This is a genomic window from Streptomyces sp. CLV115 (assembly GCF_038448545.1).
Classification (GTDB): Bacteria; Actinomycetota; Actinomycetes; order Streptomycetales; family Streptomycetaceae; genus Streptomyces; species Streptomyces sanglieri.
Genome location: NZ_JBCEWQ010000024.1, coordinates 20264 through 43103 on the forward strand (window position 1 = coordinate 20264; position 22840 = coordinate 43103).

The 22840-nt window shown below is 71.7% G+C and carries 11 protein-coding genes; 10 read left to right on the forward strand and 1 reads right to left on the reverse strand.

From position 1 onward, the window contains the following. The first annotated feature begins 305 nt into the window (after nucleotides 1-305). Both AADR41_RS11750 and cynS read left to right on the forward strand, forming a co-directional pair. A complete protein-coding gene (locus tag AADR41_RS11750) occupies nucleotides 306-902 on the forward strand; it encodes a carbonic anhydrase (protein WP_342281298.1) in 597 nt (198 codons plus the stop codon). Between the two features lie 77 nt (nucleotides 903-979). After that, nucleotides 980-1450 (forward strand): cyanase, encoded by a 471-nt coding sequence (gene cynS / locus AADR41_RS11755; RefSeq protein WP_342281299.1) that lies wholly within the window; start codon nucleotides 980-982, stop codon nucleotides 1448-1450. Nucleotides 1451-1509: 59 nt separating this feature from the next. Here the strand turns inward: cynS and AADR41_RS11760 are convergent, their stop codons facing one another. Next, on the reverse strand, nucleotides 1510-2457 hold the full coding sequence (locus tag AADR41_RS11760; RefSeq protein WP_342281300.1) for a methionyl-tRNA formyltransferase: 948 nt from the start codon (nucleotides 2455-2457) through the stop codon (nucleotides 1510-1512). 256 nt (nucleotides 2458-2713) lie between these two features. Here AADR41_RS11760 and AADR41_RS11765 point away from each other — a divergent pair, with 256 nt between their 5' ends. From AADR41_RS11765 to AADR41_RS11800, 8 genes are all read left to right on the forward strand, one after another. After that, nucleotides 2714-4066 (forward strand): lysine N(6)-hydroxylase/L-ornithine N(5)-oxygenase family protein, encoded by a 1353-nt coding sequence (locus tag AADR41_RS11765; RefSeq protein WP_342281301.1) that lies wholly within the window; start codon nucleotides 2714-2716, stop codon nucleotides 4064-4066. Between the two features lie 55 nt (nucleotides 4067-4121). Beyond that, nucleotides 4122-5180 (forward strand): FecCD family ABC transporter permease, encoded by a 1059-nt coding sequence (locus tag AADR41_RS11770; RefSeq protein ID WP_342281302.1) that lies wholly within the window; start codon nucleotides 4122-4124, stop codon nucleotides 5178-5180. Further along, entirely contained in the window at nucleotides 5177-6238 is a 1062-nt protein-coding gene (locus AADR41_RS11775) for a FecCD family ABC transporter permease (RefSeq protein ID WP_342281303.1), read from the forward strand. The genes AADR41_RS11770 and AADR41_RS11775 overlap by 4 nt, the downstream gene beginning before the upstream one ends. A gap of 39 nt (nucleotides 6239-6277) precedes the next feature. Further along, nucleotides 6278-7144, forward strand: a complete 867-nt coding sequence (locus tag AADR41_RS11780) for an ABC transporter ATP-binding protein (protein ID WP_342281304.1) — start codon at nucleotides 6278-6280, stop codon at nucleotides 7142-7144. Nucleotides 7145-7292: 148 nt separating this feature from the next. Continuing rightward, complete coding sequence (locus AADR41_RS11785) at nucleotides 7293-8342, forward strand: iron-siderophore ABC transporter substrate-binding protein (RefSeq protein ID WP_342281305.1); 1050 nt, start codon at nucleotides 7293-7295, stop codon at nucleotides 8340-8342. A gap of 46 nt (nucleotides 8343-8388) precedes the next feature. Next, nucleotides 8389-10176: an ABC transporter ATP-binding protein gene (locus tag AADR41_RS11790; RefSeq protein ID WP_342281306.1), complete on the forward strand. Its 1788-nt coding sequence runs from the start codon at nucleotides 8389-8391 to the stop codon at nucleotides 10174-10176. 57 nt (nucleotides 10177-10233) lie between these two features. Continuing rightward, complete coding sequence (locus AADR41_RS11795; protein ID WP_342281307.1) at nucleotides 10234-21135, forward strand: non-ribosomal peptide synthetase; 10902 nt, start codon at nucleotides 10234-10236, stop codon at nucleotides 21133-21135. Continuing rightward, a complete protein-coding gene (locus AADR41_RS11800) occupies nucleotides 21122-22822 on the forward strand; it encodes an ABC transporter ATP-binding protein (protein ID WP_342281308.1) in 1701 nt (566 codons plus the stop codon). The genes AADR41_RS11795 and AADR41_RS11800 overlap by 14 nt, the downstream gene beginning before the upstream one ends. Nucleotides 22823-22840: the final 18 nt, after the last annotated feature.

The window sequence follows — 22840 nt, forward strand, 5'->3', positions numbered from 1 at the left end:
TCGTCGTCGGCGCCTGCCCGGTGGACCCCGGGGTCGACCGATCGGTTGACCCCGGCCCGCCACGCGCGGCCGGAGCGGACCGGACAAACGCAGGGCAGGACACTCGGGGCAGGACCCACGGGGCTCGACGCACTCGGAGCACGACGCACAGGACACGACGCATACGGCGGCGGACACCGCGAAGAAGCACCATAGGTGTCATCGATAGGTGGCATCGATGTTGAGTCTTGGACTCTATAGGGCCTGGTCGTGCATGGTGGAACACGTCAGTCCAACGGGGCCGGCACCCACCGAAGGGAGTGACCATGTACAACCTCGCCGCAGGTGTCGGGGCTTTCCAGCGCGATGTCTTTCCGGCAAAGGCGGAGCTCTTCGCCCACCTGGCCGACACCCATCGACCGTCGACGCTGTTCATCGGCTGCTCGGACGCCCGCGTGGTTCCGGAGCTGATCACCAGCAGCGAGCCGGGCGAGCTGTTCGTCGTCCGCACCGCCGGAAACCTCGTCCCCGCCCACACCCCCGCACCGGACGGCATCGCGGCCAGCATCGAGTACGCCGTCGCCGTCCTCGGTGTGGAGGAGATCGTGGTGTGCGGGCACTCGGCCTGTGGCGCGATGACCGCACTGGCCGCGCACCACGACCTGTCCGGCGCACCCGCGATCGCCCAGTGGCTGCGCCACGCCGACGCCTCGGTCGCCCGCACCGCAGCCGACGGCCAGGACGTGGCGGCACTGGTGCGCGAGAACGTGCGCGCCCAGCTCGCGAACCTGGCCACCCATCCCTCGGTGGCCAGGGCGAGCGCCGCGAACGCGATCACACTGCGCGGCTGGGTGTACGACATTCCCACCGGAACCGTCGAGGAACTCGTCTCCACCGGCGGGGTCGCCGCCCGCGCGGCCTGACCACCACCACAACACCCCTGACCACCATGAACTTCCGGCCGCCTCCCGGGGCCGGTGCACCGAAAGGAATCCCTCTCATGACGCACGCCCAGTTCGACCCCACCGCCCGCCAGCTGCTCGCCGCCGCGGCAGTCGAGGCCAAGACCCGCAAGGACCTCTCGTGGCAGCAGATCGCGGACGCCGCCGGGCTGTCGGTCGCGTTCGTCACCGCCGCGGTCCTCGGTCAGCACGCCCTCCCGGCAGCCTCCGCCGACGCCGTCGCCGAGCTTCTCGGCCTGGACGAGGACGCGGCGATGCTCCTGCGGACCATCCCCACCCGCGGCTCGATCCCCGGCGGCATTCCCACCGACCCGACCATCTACCGCTTCTACGAGATGCTCCAGGTCTACGGCACCACCCTCAAGGCCCTGGTCCACGAGGAGTTCGGCGACGGGATCATCTCCGCGATCAACTTCAAGCTGGATGTCAAGAAGGTCGCCGACCCCGAGGGCGGCGAGCGCGCCGTCATCACCCTCGACGGCAAGTACCTCCCGACCAAGCCGTTCTGACGTCTCGTCAGTACCGCATTGAGCGGGCCGACGGAGACCGTTCCGTCGGCCCGCCCGGCTCAGGGGCGGTCGGTGAGGTAGCCACCCATGGAGGTGAAGTACTCCGTGGCGGGCAGCTCCCGGCCGTCCTCGGTGCGTACCCGGGTGATGGCCAGGCCGTGGTTGCGGCCGGTGCGGGCGTCGGCTCCGGCGACGATCACCACGCCCTCGCCCTCGCGGTAGAAGATCCGGCCGGGCGTACCGCCGTAACGGCCCCGGGACACCACCGAGGCGAGAACTTCGAGCCGCTTGCCGCGGTGGAAGGTGAAGGCGCTGGGGTACGGCTCCGACTGGGCGCGGACCAGGCGTTCGAGGTCCTCCGCCGGCCAGCTCCAGTCCATGCGGATGTCTTCGGCCGACCGCTTGTGGAAGAAGCTGGCCAGGGAGCGGTCCTGCTTGGTGAACTCCGTCTGCCCGGCGGCGATCAGGCCGAGTGCGCCGATGGTGACCGGGGCGATGAGGTCGACGGTCTTGTGGAAGAGATCCGTGGCGGTGTCCGCCGGTCCGACCGGAACCGCCTCCTGCCGGACGATGTCACCGGCGTCCAGATCGTCGTCCATCATGTGCGCGGTGACACCCACCTCGGACTCCCCGTTGATCAGGGCCCAGATCAACGGGGAGAATCCGGCGTACTTCGGCAGCAGCGAGTCGTGGACGTTCAGTGTGCCGTGGCGCGGGAGGCCGAAGATGTGCGGGGGGATCCAGGTGCGCCAGTTGTTGGCGACGATGATGTCCGGGTCGGCCTCCTTGAGGCGCTCGAACAGCTCGTCGTCGTCGGGACGGTTGCGTATCAGCACCGGGACGCCGTGCTCCTCGGCGAGGTCGGCCACCGAGTCGCTCCAGATCTTCTCGTACGCATGCTCGCTCTTGGGGTGCGTCACGACCAGTTCGACACTGTGCTCGGAGTCCAGGAGGGCTTGCAGGGTGCGGTGCCCCCAGGTCTGGTAACCGAACATGACGACCCGCATGGGGTTCCTCCTCAGGGCAGGGATAGACCGGCAGTAAGTAAAGCAAGGCTTACCTTAGTTTGCAACAGGGCGATTTCGGACCTTGATTGACGATCCGTCAGGTGATGGTGCGCACTCCGTGACGGGCCGCCCTATCGACAACGTCGTGCGATTAGCTTAGGCTCACCTAAGTTTGGACGGGTGGCCTGCTCGGCATGCCCGCCTCTCGTATCTTTCCTACGCCTGACAGGCGGCTTTCCCGCACGATGGGAGTGACATGTCACCGGTTCTTCCTGGCGACGCACCACTGGTCCATGACCTGATCGGAATCGGCTTCGGCCCCTCCAATGTGGCCATGGCGATCGCGCTCAGCGAGCACAACACCCGCGTCGGCAGGCAGGAGTCCGTCACCGCCCACTTCTTCGAGCAGCAGCAGAGCTTCGGCTGGCACCGCGGCATGCTGATCGACGACGCCACCATGCAGGTGTCCTTCCTCAAGGACCTGGTGACGCTCCGGAACCCGTCCAGCGAGTACAGCTTCCTCTGCTATCTGCAGAGCAAGGGCCGGCTGATCGACTTCATCAACCACAAGAACCTCTTCCCGCTGCGGGTCGAGTTCCACGACTACTTCGAGTGGGCCGCGGCCAAGGTCGACGACATGGTCTCCTACGGTCACGAGGTCGTCTCCGTCACGCCGTTCGTCCACGACGAAACCGTGGAGTACCTGGACGTGACCGTCCGCTCGGCGGAGGGCCTCTCGGTCCACCGGGCCCGCAACCTCGTCATCGGAACGGGACTGCGCCCGCTGATGCCGGAGGGCGTGGAGCGGGGCGACCGGGTCTGGCACAACTCCGATCTGCTGCGGAAGGTCGACGCGCTGGAGGGCACCTCGCCCTCGCGGTTCGTCGTCGTGGGCGCCGGCCAGAGCGCCGCCGAGAACGTCGCCTACCTGCACCGCCGCTTCCCCGAGGCCGAGGTCTGCGCGGTCTTCTCCCGCTACGGCTACAGCCCCGCCGACGACAGCAGCTTCGCCAACCGGATCTTCGACCCGGGGGCGGTCGACGACTACTTCGCCGCGCCCGAGAGCGTGAAGAACCGGCTGATGGCCTATCACGGCAACACCAACTACTCCGTGGTGGACATCGACCTGATCGACGACCTGTACCGGCAGATGTACCAGGAGAAGGTCCTCGGCACCGAACGCCTGCGCTTCGTCAACGTCTCCCGGGTCACCGGGGTGCAGGAGACGCCCGACGGCGTCCGTACCGTGGTGAACTCCCTCGTCACGGGCGAGGAGACGCTCCTGGACGCCGATGTCGTGGTGTTCGCCACCGGTTACAGCCCGGCCGATCCGCTCGGCCTGCTCGGCGAGGTCGCCGACCGCTGCCTGCGCGACGACGCGGGGCGGGTACGCGTCGAGCGCGACTACCGGGTCTCCACCGACCCCGGACTGCGCTGCGGAATCTACCTCCAGGGCGGCACGGAGCACACCCACGGCATCACTACGTCCCTCCTGTCCAACACCGCGATACGGGTGGGTGAGATCCTGGACTCGCTCCTCGACCGGGGAGCCAAGTCCGCCTCCGACGAGGCCCGTCCGGTCGCCGACGGCACCGGTACGCACGCGTGAGGTGCGGGGCAGGCCAGGCCGCCCCGGCGGATCACGAGGGATGACGAACGTCGACATGCGCACGATTGCAGTTGAGCGCCCCGCACCCGGGGGTACGACGCAGGCCCGCCGGCGGCGGATCCTGGGTCTGGGCGCGCTCCTGGCCGCCCTGGTGATCGCGGCGGCGGTGTCGCTGGCCGTCGGCGCGCGTGCGCTGAGCCCCGCCGAGGTCTGGCACGGGCTGTTCACGGCGCCCGAGGCCGACCGGCGGCTCACCGAGATCAGGCTCATCGTGCACACCGTCCGGGTGCCCCGGACGGTGCTGGCGATCGTGGCGGGCCTCGCCCTGGGGGTCGGCGGTGCGCTGATCCAGGGGTACACCCGCAACCCCATAGCCGACACCGGCCTGTTGGGGGTGAACGCCGGCGCCTCGTTCGCCGTGGTGTCGGTGATCGCGGTGTTCGGGTTCGCCGACCCGTTCCAGTACGTCTGGTTCGCCTTCCTCGGGGCGGCGGTCGCCGGTGTCGTCGTCTTCGGCCTGGCGAGCATCGGCCGGGGCGCGGGAAACCCGCTGACGCTCGCCCTGGCCGGGCAGGGGCTCACGGTCTTCCTCGCGGCGATGACCACCGCGGTCGCGCTCTCCGACCAGAAGTCGCTGAACGCGCTGCGGTTCTGGAACTCGGGCTCCGTGGCCGGTGTCGGATTCGACGTCATCCGGCCGGTCACCGCGTTCATCGCGGTCGGACTGGTGCTGGCGCTGATCACCCTGCCCGCCCTCAACCTGCTCAATCTGGGCGACGACGTGGCGCGGGGGCTGGGCGTGAACATCGCGCTGAGCCGGACCGTCGGCATCGTCGCCATCACCCTGCTGGCGGGCGCGGCCACGGCGGCGTGCGGCCCCATCGCGTTCCTCGGCCTCATGGTGGCCCACGTGGCCCGCCACCTGACCGGCCCGGACTACCGCTGGCTGGTGCCGTACGCCGGGCTGCTCGGCTCCGTGATCCTGCTGGTCTGCGACATCGCGGGCCGACTGGTGGTGCGGCCGGGCGAGTTGGACGCCGGCGTCGTGGTCGCCCTCCTCGGCGCCCCGTTCTTCGCGGTCCTGGTGTGGCGCGGAAAGTTCAAGAGCGCATGAACGGGACGGACATGAATCCATCGGTGGCACCGGGCGTACGGCTCGGCCAAGTGTCGTTCGTCTGGCGGCCCTGGCTCGTCCTGGTCACGCTGCTGCTGGCGGCGGCGGCCTTCCTGATCTTCTGCATCTCCATCGGCGTCGGGGACTTCCCCATCGGGCTGCCCCGGGTGATCGCCACCATCCTCGGCCGGGGCGAACAGGTCGACGAGTTCGTGATCATGGACCTGCGGATGCCGCGCGCCCTGGCCGGTCTCGTCGTGGGGTTCGCGCTGGGGATGTCCGGGGCGATCACCCAGTCCGTCGCACGCAATCCGCTCGCCAGCCCGGACATCCTGGGCATCACCGGGGGAGCCGGCGCGGTCGCGGTCTTCCTGGTGACGGCGTCGGGCGGCGCCGCGGCGGCGGTCGTCGGCTCGGTGGGCCTGCCCGCGGCGGCGCTCGCGGGCGGTCTCGGCACCGGTCTGCTGGTGTACTTCCTGGCCTGGCGGCGCGGGATCGACGGCTTCCGGCTCATCCTCATCGGCATCTCGGTGAGCGCCGTGATGGAGGCGATCACGACCTGGCTGCTGGTCTCCGCCGACATCAAGGACGTGGCCAGGGCCCAGTCGTGGCTGGTCGGTTCGCTGGACGGCCGGTCGTGGGACGAGGTCCGGGTGGCGTTCTGGGGCACGCTCGTCCTCGTCGTCGTCGTGGCCGCCGTCGCCTTCCAGTTCAAGCCGATGCACCTCGGCGACGAGGTCGCCGCCGGCCTCGGCGTCCGGTACTCCCGGGTGCGGGCCGCCCTGCTGCTGTGCGCGGTCCTGCTGGCCGCGCTGGCGGTGAGCGCGGCCGGTCCGGTCCCGTTCGTCGCCCTGGTGGCGCCGCAGGTCGCGATGCGTCTGGCCAGGTTCCCGACGCCGCCGATGGTGGCCTCCGGTCTGGTCGGCGCGGTGCTGCTGATCGGCTCGGACCTGGTCGCGCGCACGGCGCTGCCGATCACCCTCCCGGTCGGCGTGGTCACCGCCGCGATCGGCGGGCCCTTCCTCATCTACCTGCTGGTGCGGGCAAACCTCAGGTAGGCGCCAAGAATGCGGAACAGATCTACACAAGGAGGGCTCGTGGCCGCTCAGTTCACCACCGGGACCGATGCCGGAACCGACGCCGTGACCGGCGCCGGGGTCAAGGGCGTACCACGGCTGGCGGCCAGGGGCGTCACGGTCGGATACGGCGGCCGGACAGTCATCGACGGCCTCGACGTGGCGATACCCCCCGGGGTGATCACCACGATCATCGGCCCCAACGGCTGTGGGAAATCCACCCTGTTGCGCACGCTGACCCGGTTGCTCAAGCCGACCTCGGGGGCGGTCGTGCTGGACGGCGAGGACATCGGCAGGCTCCGGACCAGGGACGTGGCGAAGAAGCTCGGTCTGCTCCCGCAGGCGCCGGTCGCGCCCGAGGGGCTGACCGTGGCCGACCTGGTCGCCAGGGGGCGCCACCCGCACCAGAGCTGGCTGCGGCAGTGGTCCTCGGACGACGCCGGCGTGGTGGAACGCGCACTGGCCATGACCGGGGTGTCCGAGCTGGCCGACCGTCCGGTCGACTCGCTCTCCGGCGGACAGCGCCAACGTGTCTGGATCTCCATGACGCTGGCCCAGGGCACCGATCTGCTGCTCCTGGACGAGCCGACGACGTACCTGGACCTGGCGCACGCGATCGACGTGCTCGACCTGGTCGACGACCTGCACGAGTCGGGGTGCACCGTGGTCATGGTGCTGCACGACCTCAATCTGGCGACCCGTTACAGCGACAACCTGATCGTGATGCGGGCGGGCTCCATCCTGGCGCAGGGGCACCCGCGCGATGTGATCACCGCCGAGTTGCTGGACGAGGCCTTCGGGCTGCGGGCCACGGTCATCGACGACCCGGTGGGCGACCGGCCGCTCATCGTGCCGATCGGCCGTACGCACGTCCGGCTCGACCCGTAGAACCCGGCGTTCCGGGAGGACCGGCCCAAGTGATGCCCGACAGGGGAAAGTTCGAAGGTTAGGCTAGGCTGACCTCACTTGAACAGGGTAAGGTTTGGCTGCCCTTACATTGAGGTGCAGTGGACTGTGTGAAAGCAAGGGATACCGGATGCTTCTCCATCGAACGACGCGTGTGAGGCCCTGGCGGCGGGTGGCGGCGACACTGGCCGCCGCGACGCTCGGCGTCGGCCTCCTCGCGGGGTGCGGTTCCGATTCGGCGGACAAGAAGAACGAGGACGCTCCGGCCGCCGCCTCCGGCGCCTTCCCGGTCACCGTCGAGCACGCATTCGGATCCACGGAGATCACCAAGGCCCCCGAGCGCGTCGTCTCCGTGGGCTACACGGACGACCAGGCCATCCTGGCCCTGGGCATCAAGCCGGTCGGCATGGTGGACCAGTACCCGAATCCGGCGGGCAAGTCCCCCGACATCAACACCCAGTGGCCCTGGGTCAAGGACAAGTGGGGCGACACCCGCCCCGAGGTCGTGATGAGCAACGGTGACTCGGGCCCCAATTACGAGAAGATCGCCTCGCTGCGGCCGGACCTGATCATCGCGGTCTACTCCGAGATCGACAAGGCCGCCTACGAGAAGCTCTCCAAGATCGCCCCGACGGTGGGCCGCACCAAGGGCGAGAAGGAGCCCTTCAGCGCGCCGTGGCAGGACAACGCGGTGCACATCGCCAAGGCGCTGGGCAAGGAGTCCGAGGGCACCGAGCTGGTGCAGGGCATCCAGGGCAAGCTCGACGCGGCCGCCAAGGCGCACCCGGAGTTCGCGAAGCAGACCGCCGTGGCGCTGTCCTGGTACAAGGACTCCGTCGCGCCGTTCACCTCCACCGACGTGCGCGGCCGACTGGTGACGGGCACCGGATTCAAGTACCAGACCAAGATCGACTCGGTCGCGGACGGCAAGTTCTTCACCGTGCTGTCCCCCGAGCGCATCGACCTGGTCGACGTCGACCGCATCTTCGTCATCAACGACAAGGCGGACACGGACGCGCTGAAGAAGTTCGAGCTGTTCACCAACCTCCCCGCGGTCAAGAACGGCAAGGTCTCGTACCTGCTGGACAGCGAGGGCCCGGCGGTCGGTGCCGCGATGTCCCAGGGAACCCTGCTTTCCTTGCCGTACGCGATCGACGAGCTCGTCAAGTCGGTCAAGTAGCAATGCCGACCGGACGGCCCCGTCCCCGGAGAGATTTGGTCTTCGTGTGAGTTCCACAGACGCTCCCGTCGCCCCCGCAACCCTGCGCACGGCGACCGGGGGCGAGGCCACCGCGTGGGTCGTGGCGCACTGCCGCCGCGCCCCGTGGCTGACGGCCTCCACCGTGTTCACCACGGTGGCCGGGGCGGCGCTCCAGGTGCTTCCCGTGCTCCTGCTGGGCCAGGTGGTCGACGGGGTGGTCGAGAACGAGTCGCGCTCCGTGCTGGTCACGGTCGGGGTGCTGATGGGGGCCGCCGCGCTGCTCGGCGGGGGGCCCACCGCGCTCTCGACATATCTGATCGGGCGGCTGGGCGCGGATCTGCTCGCCCGGCTGCGGGAGGGCGCCGTCCGCGCGGTGCTCGGGATGCCGAGCGCCCGCGTCGAACAGGTCGGCCGGGGCGATGTGCTGTCCCGGGTCGGTGACGACGTGGCCGTGCTGTCCAGGGGCATCAGGGCGGCCATCCCCACCGTGTTCTCGGCGGGCGTGCTGGTCGTCATCGCCACGGTCGGCATGTTCGGACTGGACTGGCGGCTCGGCCTGGCCGGCGCCGGCGCACTGCCCGCGTACGCGCTGGCCCTGCGGTGGTACCTGCCCCGCTCCGCACCGCTCTACCGCAAGCAGCGGGCCGCACAGGCCGACCGTGCGCAGGCGCTGATCAGCGGTCTCGACGGGATCGACACCGTACGGGCGTACCGCCTGGAGGGCGCCGTCCGCGAGAAGGTCACCGAGGAGTCGTGGCGGGTGCGCGATCTCGGCGTCGAGGTGTTCCGGTTCTTCGGGCGGTTCGTCGGCCGGGAGAACCGCGCCGAGTTCATCGGACTGGTCCTCATCATCGTGGTCGGATACGCCCTGCTGGAGGCCGACGCCGCCTCACTGGGCGAGGTGTCCGCGGCCCCGCTGATGTTCCACCGGCTGTTCACCCCGCTGGGCGCCATCATGTTCACCTTCGACGAGGCGCAGAAGTCCGGCGCGAGCCTCACCCGTCTGGTCGGGGTGCTGGGGGAACCCGCGGAGGACCGGCTGGTGGGCGATGTGTCCGTCGCGCAGGCGGACCCCGGGGCGTATCCGGTGACCGTGGAGGGGCTGACCTTCAGCTATCCCGGCAGCGACGAACCGGTCCTGCAGGAGGTGAACCTGTCCGTCCCGGCCGGGGGTTCGCTCGCCCTGGTGGGCGCGACGGGCGCGGGCAAGTCGACCCTGGCCGCCCTCGTCGCCGGCACGGGGACGCCGCAGACCGGGTCGGTGCGCATCGGATCGCAGGACCTCGCCGGTCTGGACGAGGCCGGGGCGCGGGCCCTGGTGAGCATCCTGACGCAGGAGACCCATGTCTTCTCGGGGCCGCTCGCCGAGGACCTGCGGCTCGCCGCACCCGGCGCGAGCGACGACCGGCTGCTGGACGCCCTGCGCACGGTCGGCGCCGGCGAGTGGGTGGAACTGCTGCCCGACGGGCTGAACACCATGGTCGGTGAGGGCGGCGAGCGCCTCGATGTCACCAAGGTCGCCCAGATCGCCCTGGCCCGGCTGGTGTTGGGCCGCACCCCGGTGGTGGTGCTCGACGAGTCGACCGCGGAGGCGGGCAGCGAGGGCGCCGCCGAACTCGAACGGGCCGTGCTGGCCGCCTGCTCGGGCCGGACCACGCTGTTCGTGGCGCACCGGCTGACCCAGGCGATGGCGGCGGACCGGATCGCCGTGCTGTCCGAGGGACGTGTGGTGGAGGAGGGAACGCACGGGGAGTTGGTGGCTCTGGGCGGCCAGTACGCGCGCCTGTGGCGCGCCTGGCGCGAGGGCAGTTAGCCAAGCCTGAGTTGGGTCAAGCCAACTTTCATATCCTGGAAGGATGCTGAGTCGTCGATGATGGAAACGAGCGCCCCTCGTGTGCTGCTTTCTCCCGCTCGCCTGACCGCCGTACGCCGGCGGACCGGCGACTACGGTGACCGGACCATCGCCGGAGCGTGCGCCATCGCACTGGGGTACTGGGCGACCGGCGCCGGCCCCGAGGGCCTGGACCTCACCCCGGGTACGCAGTTCACCGACGTGCTCGGCTGGGTCGACAACGGCGGCGCCGGGAGCGCGGGTTGGGAGCCCGGCGAGGACGGCCGGAGCATCGCCGTCCCGGCCGGCGCGGCCCTCGCCGACGTACAGCTCGCACTGGACGACCTGGCCGACTTCCCGGACCGGCCCCTCGGCACCGTCGGCCCGTCCGGTCCGGCGGCGAGGCTCGAATCCCTGGCCCGGTGGAACGACACCCGGGCCGACCGGGTCCGCCCGACCGTCGTGGAGATGTTCCGCGAGCAGGCCCGCAGCCGACCGGACGACATCGCGATCATCGATGAACACCGCTTCTTGACCTACCGTCAGGCGGACGAGTATTCAGCTCAGTTGGCCCACCACCTGATCTCGCGCGGACTCGGTGCGGAGCAGGTCGTCGGGATCTCGCTGGGACGCTCCGCCGAGATGGTCGTCGGGCTCCTCGCCGTGCTGCGGGCGAAGGGCGCGTTCGTGCCGCTCGACCCGCAGTGGCCTGCCGCGCGCCGCGCCGTCGTCGTCGAGGACGCCCGCGCCGTACTGCAGCTCAACGACTCGGGTGAGTGCGGCCGGGGCGAACCGGAAGCCGTGGCCGTCGATCTCGGCGACTGGAAGTTCGGCGGCCATCCGGCCGAGGGACCGGAGGGGGACATCCCCGGCACGGCCCTGGCCTATGTGATCTTCACGTCCGGTTCGACCGGGCGGCCCAAGGGCGCCATGATCCGGCACGAGGCCATCAGCGAGCGCCTGCTGTGGCAGGTCGAGGAGATCCTCGGCTTCGGCCACGACGACGCCTCGCTGTTCAAGGCGCCGCTCTCCTTCGACATCTCCGTCAACGAGATCTTCCTGCCGCTGGTCTCCGGCGGACGGCTGGTGATCCTGCGGCCCGGCGGCGAACGCGACCCGCACCACCTGCTGAGCGTGATCGCCGAGCACCGGGTCACCTTCACCTACCTGGTCTCGTCGATGCTGGACGTACTCCTGGAGATGGCGGGCGACTCCGGCTGCCTGGACAGCCTGCGGCACGTGTGGTGCGGCGGCGAGGTACTGACCCCCGAGCTGTACGAGCGGTTCCGCACCCAGCTCGACATCCCGCTGTACCACGGCTACGGCCCGGCCGAGACGACCATCGGCGTCTCCCACGTCGTCTACCGCGGCGAGGCCGAGCGGCTGTCGACATCGATCGGCAGGGCCAACCCCAACACCCAGCTGTACGTGCTCGACGACGAGCTGCGCCCGGTCGCCGTCGGGGTCGGCGGCGAGCTGTACGCGGGCGGCTTCCTCCTGGGGCGCGGTTACGTCAACGCACCCGGCCTGACGGCGTCCCGGTTCGTGGCCAACCCCTTCGCCTCCGACGGGTCCAGGCTGTACCGGACCGGTGACCTGGCCCGGTTCGCCCCGGACGGGTCGCTGGACTTCCTCGGCCGCGCCGACAACCAGATCAAGATCCGCGGCATGCGGCTGGAGATCGAGGACGTCGAGGCGGGCCTCGCGGAACACCCGGGGGTACGCCACACCTGCGTCGTCGCGAAGAAGAACACCGCGGGCGGCACCTACCTGGTGGGGTACGTGATCCCCGCCGCCGGTCACGAGGACCTGCGGGCGGACGACGTCAAGGCGTGGGCCGCCGGGCACATGGTCGAGTACATGGTGCCCACCCACCTCGTCGTGATGACGGAGTTCCCGCTCACCGCCAACGGCAAGCTCGACCGGCGCGCCCTGCCGGAGCCCGTCATCGGCACCGGCTCCGTCGTGGCTCCCGTCACCGGGAACGAGCGGGCGGTGTGCGCGGCCGTCGCGTCGGTGCTGCGGCTCGAACAGGTCGGTGTCGACCAGGACTTCTTCCGGCTCGGCGGCGACAGCATCCTGGCCGTCTCGCTGCTCGGCGCACTGCGGGACGCCGGGCTCTACGTCACCGTGCGGCAGATCTTCACCCACAGCGGCCTCGGGGCGCTGGCCGCGGTGGCGAGCCGCGAGGACGTGTCCGTCGCGGACCGCGGCGATGTCGCGACCGGCTCCGTCGTGGGATCGCCCATCGTGCAGTGGCTCGGCCGGACCACCGACGCCATCGACGGCTTCGTGCAGTCCGTCGTGCTCAACACCCCGGCGGAGCTGACCGCCGAGGCGCTCGACGGGATCCTCGCCGCGGTGCTGGGGCGGCACGACATGCTCCGTGCCGAGCTGGTGCGGGGCGAGCGCTGGGGCTTCGAGATCCCCGAGGCCGGCCGGGCCGTCGTGGGGTGGCAGGAGAGCGGCCGCCCGCTGGAGGAGTGCGTCGCGCTCGCCGCCGAGGGGCTCGACCCGGACCGGGGCGTGATGCTGCGCGCGGTGTGGCGCCGTGCGGCGCGGCAACTGGTCCTGGTCGCCCACCACGTCGTGATCGACGGTGTGTCCTGGCGGATCCTGATGGACGATCTGGCCACGGCATGGAGCCGGTACGCCTCGGGCGCCCCGGTCGAACTGCCGCGGGCGGGCACGTCGTTCAGGCGATGGACGCAGTTGCTGGCGCGCACGGACTTCGATGCGGACCGCACCCATTACGAGCGGCCGCTGCCGGGCGCGGACGCACCGCTGGGCAGGCGTGCGCACACCGGGGCGGACACCGTCGCCCGGGAGCGGACCAGGACCGTCGGCATCGGGCCCGAGGACACGGCCGCGCTGCTGGGCGCCGTCCCCGCGAGGTTCCACGCGGGCGTCAACGACGTACTGCTCACCGCGCTCGCCGTCACCCTCGCCCGGTGGCGCCGCGACCGCGGCCAGGACCAGACCTTCGCCCACATCGAGCTGGAGGGACACGGCCGGGAGGGAGGTGTGGTGGCCGAAGCCGCCGGTTTCGAGCCCGAACTGTCCCGTACCGTCGGCTGGTTCACCACGCTGTTCCCGGTCACCGTGGACCCCGGCGCGGCGGCCGACCTCACCGCACCCGCGTACCTGGCCGCCGCACTCAAGGCCGTCAAGGAGGACCTCGCCCGGGTGCCGGGCAACGGCGTCTCCTACGGCGTCCTGCACCACCTGACCGGGGCCGGACCGGCCACCCCGGCACCGCAGGTGCTGTTCAACTACCTCGGCCGCTTCGACGCGGGCATCGGCGGCGACTGGCAACTCGCCCACACCACAGGCCAGCTGGGCGAGAAGCGGGATCCGAGGATGCGGCTGCCGCGCGCCCTGGAGTTCAACGCGATCGCCGAACCCGGCACCGACGGCGAGTACCGGCTGGTCACCACCATCTCCTGGCCCGAGGGGATGTTCACCGACGAGGACATCACCACCCTCGGCCGGTACTTCCGGTCCGCCCTGACCACCCTGGCCGCGCTCGAAGAGGGCGGCCACACCCCCAGCGACTTCCCGCTGGTGGAACTCACCCAGGCCGACGTCGACGACCTGGACGGCCCCGCGCTGCGCGACGTCCTGCCGCTGACCCCCCTCCAGGAGGGCCTGTACTTCCACTCGGTCTTCGACGACGACGCGACCGGCAGCTACGTCGAACAGCAACTGCTGACCCTGGACGGCGACGTGGACGCCGGCCGGCTCGCGGCGGCGGCCACCCGGCTGCTCACGCTGTACCCCAACCTGGCCGCCCGGTTCACCGCCCTCGCGGACGGCCGGGTGGTCTCCGTGCTCGAAAGCGGCACGCCGGCTCCGTTCACCGTGCTGGACCGCCCCGCCATCACCGACGACGAGATCCGCGAGCACGCCGAGCGGGACCGCCGCGCCGGATTCGACCTGGCCACCGGGCCGTTGATGCGCTACACGCTCATCCGCACCGGCTCCGGGCGCAACGTGCTGGTGCAGACCGTGCACCACATCATCGCCGACGGCTGGTCCGTACCGCCGATGCTCCGCGCGCTGCTGGCCGAGTACCACGCACCGGGCACCGTGCACCCGCTCGGCGGCTACCGCGACTACGTGGGCTGGCTCGCCGCACGCGACCAGGACGAGAGCGACCGGGTGTGGCGCGGCGAACTCGCCGCACTGCCCGGCCCCTCGCTGGTCGCCGAGGGGCACACCCCCTCCGAACGGTTCGCCGACATCGCCGTCGAGCCCGCCGACGACATCGACGCCGCCGCGCGGTCGGCCGGGGTGCCCCTGAGCGTGGCCGTGCACAGCGCGTGGGCGGTGACCCTGGGCGGCATCCTGCGCGCCGACGACGTCGTCTTCGGCTCCACCGTCTCCGGGCGTGACGCGGAACTGCCCGGCATCGGGGACATGGTGGGCCTGTTCATCAACACCGTTCCGGTGCGTGCCCGTTGGTCCGAAGGAACCACGGCGCGCGAACTGCTCGCCACGGTCAGGGAACACCAGAGCACGGTGCTGGCGCACCAGCACGTCTCACTGGCCAGGATCGGCCGCCAGGCCGGCACCGGCCCCCTCTTCGACACCCTGGTGGTCTTCGACGTCGCGACCGACCTGGCCGCGCTGCGCGGCGACGACGACACCCTGACCGTCTCCGGGATCGTCAACGAGGGTGCTCCGCACTACCCGTTGACGCTGGTGGTGGAGCGCACGTCCGAGGGCCGGCCGCGCTTCAGTCTGATCTACGACGGTGAGCTGCTGCGCGAGGCAACCGCCGGGGCGATCCTGCGCTCCTTCGGCGAGACGCTCACCGGCCTGCTGGACCGCCCGGACGCCCCGGTCGGTGACCTGGCCCCGGATGCCGCCCGGCGCCCGGCGCCGGTCCCTCCGGCGACCCTGGGCGAGCTGTTCGACGCCGCCGCGCGCCGTGACCCGGCGGCCACCGCCGTCACCCAGTGCGCCCTGGACGGCGCCACCCGGTCCCTGAGCTACGGTGAACTGGCCGTAGCCAAAACGGAGTTGGCCTCGATCCTGCGCGCGGCGGGGATCGGCTCCGGCAAGCGGGTCGCCGTCGCCGTCCCGCGCTCCGTGGAGCAGGTCGTCGCGCTGGTCGCGACCGTCACCGCGGGCGGCGCGTACGTGCCGCTGGACCTGGCGTACCCGGACGAGCGGCTGGAGTACGTTCTCGCCGACGCCGCCCCGCAGGTCGTGCTCGTGGACCGGGAACAGCGGGACCGCTTCACCCGGCTGCTGGCCCGCGCGGGCGTGAAGGCCCGGGTGCTCGTCCAGGGGGACGAGCTGCCGCGGGCCACCGACGGGCCCGTCGCCGCCCCGCACGACCCCGCGTACGTGATCTACACCTCCGGCTCGACCGGGCGGCCCAAGGGCGTCGCCGTCCCGCACTCCGCCGTGGTGACGCTCCTCGCCAACACCGCCCCCGACATGGGCTTCGGCCCGGACGACGTATGGGTCCAGTTCCACTCCTTCTCCTTCGACTTCGCGGTCTGGGAGCTGTGGGGCGCCCTGGTGCACGGCGGCGAGCTGCTGGTCCCGGACTACGCGCTGACCCGCTCCCCGGTCGACTTCCACCGGCTGGTCCGCGAGCGGGGGGTGACCGTCCTCAACCAGACCCCGTCGGCGTTCCACCGGTTCGTCGAGGCCGACCGGCACGCCGGTGAACCGGTCACCGCACTGCGCCGGATCGTCTTCGGCGGCGAGGCGCTGGACCTCGGGCGGCTGCGCGGCTGGATCGAGCGGTACGGCACCGGATCGCCCGAGCTGGTCAACATGTACGGCATCACCGAGACCACCGTCCATGTCACCCACCGGGTGCTGACCGACGAGGACTTCGCCGCCGGTGACGACGTCAGCCCGATCGGCGGTCCGATCCCCGGCCTGGTCGTCCATCTGCTCGACGACCGGCTGCGGCCGGTGCCGCCGGGCCGGGTCGGCGCCATCTACGTCGCCGGTGACCAGGTGTCGCTCGGCTACCTGGGCCGGCCGGGACTCACCGCGGGCCGGTTCGTGGCCGACCCGTTCGCGTCCGACGGCTCCCGCATGTACCACACGGGAGACCTCGCCCGCCGCACGCTCGACGGGGAGCTGGAGTTCACCGGCCGGGCCGACGACCAGGTGCAGCTCAAGGGCTTCCGCGTCGAGCTGGGCGAAGTGGAGTCCGCGGTCCGGGAGATCGACGGCGTCGTCGACGCGGCCGTCACCGTGGCGGACGACGGCGACCACCTCGTCGCACACGTCGTGGGCCGGGTGCCCGACGACCTCACCGGCCTGCTCGCCGCCAAGCTGCCCGTCCACATGGTGCCGGGCCGGGTGCTGCCGGTCGACGCACTGCCGCTGACGGTCAACGGCAAGCTGGACCGCAGGGCCCTGGCCGAACGCGCCGCCGGGGACGGGACGCCGACCGCACCGGACACCGCACCGGTGGCCGCGGCCGGCACCGCGCTCACCGTGCTGATCGGCATCTTCACCGAGACGCTGCCCGGCGTCACCGTGGACGCCGACACCGACTTCTTCGGCGCCGGGGGCGACAGCATCGTCGCCATCACCGTGATCAACCGGGCCCGGGCGCTCGGCCTGCCGATCGCGCCGCGCGACGTGTTCCTGCTGAAGACACCGCGCGCGCTCGCCGCCCACCTGGGCACGCACGCCCCGCAGCCGACGGCGCCCGCGGCGCCCCGCCGCGAGGACGGCCCGCTGCCGGCGACCCCGATCGTCCTGCGCCGGCGCGAACTGGGCGGATCGCTCGACCGGTTCGCCCAGGCACGGGCGTTGGCGGTGGCCGAGGACATCGGTCTCGCCGACGTCCGGCGCGCCGCCAACGCCGTCGTGGCCGCGCACCCGGTGCTCCGGCTCCGGCTGGGCGTCGAGCACGGCGTGTGGGCGCTGAGCACCGAACCCGCCCGCGAGGTCACCGTCGTTCCGTCGGACGCCGCCGACGCGACCGCCGCGGCGAACGAGGCGGCCGGGCGGCTGGACCCCGAAGCCGGGGACGTCATCGCGTTCTCCTGGCTGGCGGCGAGCCGGACCCTGGTCGTCACCGTGCACCACCTCGCCGTCGACGCGGTGTCCTGGCTGATCCTCCTCGACGACCTGACCACCGCGATGAACGGCGCGCCCCTGGCACCCCCGACCACGCCGTACGCCGAGTACGCCGAGGCGCTGGCCGTCCGGTCCGCCCAGGAGACCGACGGCCTCGGCCACTGGATCACCACCCTCCGGGCGCCCGCACTGCTGCCCGAGGTCCGGGGCCTGCGGAGGACTACGGTCGTACTCGCCCCCGGGACGGGCGACCTGGTGACCCGCACCGCCCCCGCCGCACTCGGCGTGGGCCTCACCGAACTGCTCTGCGGCGCGCTGCGCACCGCGCTGACCCACGTCCAGCCCACACCCACCGATCTCGCGGTCGAACTGGAGCGGCACGGCCGTGTCCCGGCCCTGGAACACCACGACTACTCCCGCACCGTCGGCTGGTTCACCGCCATCGCACCGGTGCGGCTCACCGCGCACACCGACCCCGTGGCGGCGGCCCGCGAGCTCGCCGAACGCCAGCCCGACGAGTCCGGGCACATCGCCTACGGCCGGCTCAGATACCTCAACCCGCAGACCGCCCCGCTGCTGACCGCCCGCCCGCAGGTGCTGTTCAACTACCTCGGCCGGGGCGGCGAGTCCCGGGCCCTCCACCTCACCGGCGGCGAGGAGCACAGCCCGTACGCCGTCGAGGTCAACGCCTGGACCGACGACACCACCGGAAGCCTGCACGCGGAGTTCACCCTCGCCGAGGGCATACCCGACGCGATCGCCGGGCACTGGATCGGCGCGCTGGAACACATCGCGGACGCCTGCGCGACGGCCGAGCGCACCGCACCGGTGACCCCGCTCCAGCGGGGCCTGTTCTTCCAGGCCCAGCTGGCCGGCCCGGCCGGACACTACGTCGCGCAGAGCTGGTTCACCTTCGACCGGCGCCTGGACACCGGCGCGCTGGCCGAGGCGATGGCGTACGTGATCGGACGCCACCCGGTCGTGGGCGCGGGCTTCACCACCGACGACGACGGAAACCCGGTCCAGGTCCTCAGGGCGGACCGGCGGGTCGACGTCCGTACCGTCGAACTCACGACGGACGCCGAGACCGAGGCGCTGCGCGTCCGCGACCGCGAGGCGGGCTTCGACCCCGCCGAGCCGCCACTGGTCCGGCTGACCGTGGTGCGGCTGCCCGGCGGCCGGGACGGCCTGCTGCTCAGCTACCACCTGCTGCTCTGGGACGGCTGGTCCCGCGAGATCGTGCTGCGGGACCTGTTCGACGCGTACGAGGCCGTCGTGGCGGGCGGAGCACCGGTCGCCGCCCCGGCGGTGCCGGGCTTCGAGGAGTACGCCCGGGCGCTCGACGCCAAGGACCCCGAGGTGTCGACCCGCTTCTGGGCGGAGCACCTGGCCGGCCTGTCCGGTCCGACCCTGCTCGCCGGACCGGCCCCGGCCCTCTCCGACGCGCTGCCGCGCGCCCTCACGCACACGATGTCCGCCGAGCTCTCCGCACTGCTGCGGGAGGCCGCCAGGGTGCACGGCGTCACCCTGAACTCGGTGCTGACCGGTGCGTTCGGCCTGCTGCTCGGTGCCCGCACGGGCCGCAGCGACGCGGTGTTCGGCGTGACCGTCTCGGGCCGGGAGGGCGAGGGCCACGACGGGATCGTCGGCGTGCTGCTCAACACGGTGCCGATGTGGACACGTGCCCGGCCCGGCGACACGGTCGGCGGGTATCTGACCGCCGTACAGGCGGCCCGGGTCGAGGCGATGGAACACGAGCACCTGGGACTCGGCGAGATCCAGCGGGCCGGCGGCCACGACACCCTGTTCGACAACCTGTTCGTGCTCCAGAACTTCCTGGACCTGGACGCCTTCGCCGAGATGAACGCCCGGCACGGCATCACCTCGGTGCGGGCCGACGACTCCACGCACTACCCGTTCACCTGGGTCGTCACGCCCGGCGACCGGCTCACGGTCAAGCTGGAGCACCGCGACGACGACCCCGACGGCGCCCGCCGTCTCCTCGACGAGTACCTGCGGGTGCTGGAGGACCTTGCCCGGTCCACGGGCCGGCTGGGCGCGCTGCCGGGACCGGCCCCGGCCCCCGGGCCCGCCGCACGCACCGACATCGGCACCGACACCGTCGTCGACCGCTTCGACCGGGCCGCGGACCGCGATCCGCAGCGGGTCGCGCTCGTCGCCCACGGCTCGACGCTGACCTTCGCCCAGCTCCAGGAACGCAGCCGGGCGGTGGCGGGGGTGCTCGCCGCGCGCGGCATCGGACCCGAGACGGCCGTGGGCCTCGCGGTCCCGCGCTCCCTCGACTCCATCGTGGCGCTCTTCGCCGTGCTGCGCGTCGGCGCCGCCTACGTACCGCTGGAACTGGACCACCCGGACGAGCGGATCGCGGCGATCGTCGCGGACGCCCGGCCCGAGGTGATCCTCACCGTGAGCGCGGTGTCACCCCGGCTGAGCGGCGACCTGATCGAGCTGGACCGCCCGCTGCCCGCGGCCGATCCGTACGTGACGTTCGCGCCGGACGACCCGGACCGCCTGCGGCACCCCGCGTACACGATCTACACCTCCGGCTCGACCGGGAAGCCCAAGGGTGTGGTGACCGAGTACGCCGGGCTCACCAACATGCTGATCAACCACCGGCGACGGATCTTCGAACCGGTGCTCGCCGAGCACGGCCACCGGGTCTTCCGCATCGCCCACACCGTGTCGTTCGCGTTCGACATGTCGTGGGAGGAACTGCTGTGGCTCGCCGACGGCCACGAGGTCCACATCTGCGACGAGGAACTGCGCCGCGACGCCCCCCGGCTCGTCGAGTACTGCGGTGAGCACGGGATCGACGTCATCAACGTGACCCCGACCTACGCCCAGCAGCTGGTGGCCGAGGGCCTGCTCGACAACCCGCGACGGCGCCCGGCACTGGTACTGCTGGGCGGCGAGGCCGTCACCCCGACGCTCTGGCAGCGGCTCGCCGGAACCGAGGGGACGGTCGGCTACAACCTGTACGGGCCGACCGAGTACACCATCAACACCCTCGGCGTCGGCACCTTCGAGTGCCAGGACCCGGTGGTGGGCGTGGCGATCGACAACACCGAGGTGTACGTACTGGACCCGTGGCTGCGACCGCTGCCCGACGGAGTCCCGGGCGAGCTGTACGTATCGGGCATCGGCATCGCGCGCGGCTACCTCGGGCAGAGCGCCCAGACCGCGCACCGCTTCGTCGCCTGCCCGTTCGGCGCCCCCGGCGAGCGCATGTACCGCACCGGGGACCTGGTGATCCGCCGGACCGACGGGAACCTGACATATCTGGGCCGCACCGACCAGCAGGTCAAGATCCGCGGACACCGGGTCGAACTCGGCGAGGTCGAGGCGGTGTTCGCGGCGCACCCGGCGGTGCGTCTGGCCGCAGCGGTCGCCCAGCCCGACCCGCAGGTCGACGGCGCGTACCGGCTGGCCGCCTATCTCGTACTGGACGGCGCCGACCTGGCGCGGGTCGCCGCCGAAGTGGGCGCGGCTCTGCCGGACTTCCTGCGTCCGACGCACTACGCCCAGGTCGACAGCATCCCGCTGACCGTGAACGGGAAGGCCGACACCGGGGCACTGCCGGAGGCCAGGCCGCTCGGCGCACTGACCACGGCCGGCGAACGCGGCCCGGAGACCGGGACCGAGACCGTGGTCTGCGAGTACTTCGCCGAGGCGCTCGACCTGGACGACGACGAGGTGAGCGCGGTGAGCGACTTCGTGTCCCTCGGCGGGCACTCCATGCTGGCGGTGCGGCTGACCGGGCTGCTCCGCCGGGAGTACGGTCCTGTGATCACGATCCGTGATCTGTTCACCCTGCGAACCCCGGAAGCGATTGCCCGCCACCTTGATGAAAACTCCTGACACGCAGCGCCCCCGGCCGGGGGCGGAGATCCTGCGGACCGCGCTGCGCCGCAATGTGGGCCCCATGGTCCGGGGCACCGTCCTCATGGGCCTGTACCAGGCGGGGGAGACGGCCTTCCCCATCGCGCTCGGCCTGATCGTCGAGCACACCATGCAGGACCGCAGTCCCGGTGCGCTCGGTCTGTCGATCGGCGCGCTGGCCGTGATCATCACGACGGTCTCGCTGTCGTGGCGGTTCGGCATGCGCGTCCTGCAGAAGGCCAACACGACCGAGGCGCACCGCTGGCGGGTGCGGGTGGCCGCCTGCGGGCTCCAGCCGGTGGCCAGGGACATCGACCTGAAGTCCGGCGAGGTGCTCACCATCGCCACCGAGGACGCCGACCAGACCGCCGACATCATCGAGGTGGTGCCGCTGCTGATCAGCTCCCTGGTCGCGGTGGTGGTCGCCGCGGTCGCGCTGAGCCTGGCCGACATCAGGCTCGGCCTGCTGGTGATCGTGGGGACCTTCGCGATCCTGTCGGTCCTGGCCGTGATGTCGAAGCGGATCGGCACCAGTACCCGCGAACAGCAGGCCCGGGTGGCGCGGGCGGGCGCGAAGGTCGCCGACCTGATCACCGGCCTGCGCCCGCTGCACGGCTTCGGCGGCAACCACGCCGCGTTCGGTTCCTACCGGAGGGTCAGCACGGACGCCAGGCGCCAGGCGATCACCGTCGCCCGGGTGAACGGCGCCTACGCGGGCACCGCGCTGGCCCTCAACGCGGTCCTCGCCGCCGCCGTGTCCCTGACGGCGGGCTGGCTGGCGTTCGCCGGCCGGATCACCATCGGGGAACTCGTCATGGCCGTGGGCCTCGCGCAGTTCATCATCGAACCGCTCAAGATGTTCTCGGAGATGCCCAAGTACGTGATGATGGCGCGGGCTTCGGCCGAGCGGATGGCGCTGGTGCTCTCCGCGCCGCCGGTGACGACCCCGGGTCCGCAGCGCCCGGCGACGGGTGGCGGCCTGGTGGTCGACGGCGTCCGGTACGGGGCCCTGAGCGGGCTCAAGTTCGAAGTGGCCGCCGGGGAGTTCGTGGCGATCGCCGCCTACCAGCCGCGGGCGGCGGCCGACCTGGCGTCGGTCCTCGCCGTGAACGTCGCGCCCGACGCGTACGCGGGAGTGGTGCGGGTCGGCGGGCAGGCGATGGCGGACCTGTCGGTCGAGGCGGTCCGCGAGCACCTGCTGGTGAACCCGTACGACGGGGAGATCTTCGCGGGCACGCTGCGCACCAACATCGACCCGTCGGGAACGAGCCGGACGATCCCCGAAGCCGTCGAGGCATCCATGCTCACCGATGTCGTCGCCCTCCACCGCGACGGGCTCGACTACGCGGTCCGCGACCGCGGGGCGAACCTCTCCGGAGGACAGCGCCAACGGCTCTCCCTGGCCCGCGCGCTGGCCGCCGACGCCGATGTGCTGGTCCTGCACAACCCGACGACGGCCGTCGACGCGGTCACCGAACAGCTCATCGCCCGCAATGTCGCGAAGCTGCGCCGCGGCCGCACCACGGTGGTGCTCACCAGCAGCCCGGCCCTGCTGGACGCCGCGGACCGGGTGCTCGTCCTGGACGACGGGGTCGTCACCGCCGAGGACACCCACCGCAACCTGCTGGCCGGCGACGAGAACTACTGCCTGGCCGTGGCCCGTTGAGAGGCCGGTGCCGGGGAC

What these genes read in the sequence shown, in the direction of transcription:
- cynS (WP_342281299.1), top strand. Translation starts at nt 980, where the DNA reads ATGACGCACGCCCAGTTCGACCCCACCGCCCGCCAGCTGCTCGCCGCC.
- AADR41_RS11770 (WP_342281302.1), top strand. Translation starts at nt 4,122, where the DNA reads ATGCGCACGATTGCAGTTGAGCGCCCCGCACCCGGGGGTACGACGCAG.
- AADR41_RS11760 (WP_342281300.1), bottom strand. Translation starts at nt 2,457, where the DNA reads ATGCGGGTCGTCATGTTCGGTTACCAGACCTGGGGGCACCGCACCCTG.
- AADR41_RS11795 (WP_342281307.1), top strand. Translation starts at nt 10,234, where the DNA reads ATGATGGAAACGAGCGCCCCTCGTGTGCTGCTTTCTCCCGCTCGCCTG.
- AADR41_RS11775 (WP_342281303.1), top strand. Translation starts at nt 5,177, where the DNA reads ATGAACGGGACGGACATGAATCCATCGGTGGCACCGGGCGTACGGCTC.
- AADR41_RS11800 (WP_342281308.1), top strand. Translation starts at nt 21,122, where the DNA reads ATGAAAACTCCTGACACGCAGCGCCCCCGGCCGGGGGCGGAGATCCTG.
- AADR41_RS11750 (WP_342281298.1), top strand. Translation starts at nt 306, where the DNA reads ATGTACAACCTCGCCGCAGGTGTCGGGGCTTTCCAGCGCGATGTCTTT.
- AADR41_RS11765 (WP_342281301.1), top strand. Translation starts at nt 2,714, where the DNA reads ATGTCACCGGTTCTTCCTGGCGACGCACCACTGGTCCATGACCTGATC.
- AADR41_RS11785 (WP_342281305.1), top strand. Translation starts at nt 7,293, where the DNA reads ATGCTTCTCCATCGAACGACGCGTGTGAGGCCCTGGCGGCGGGTGGCG.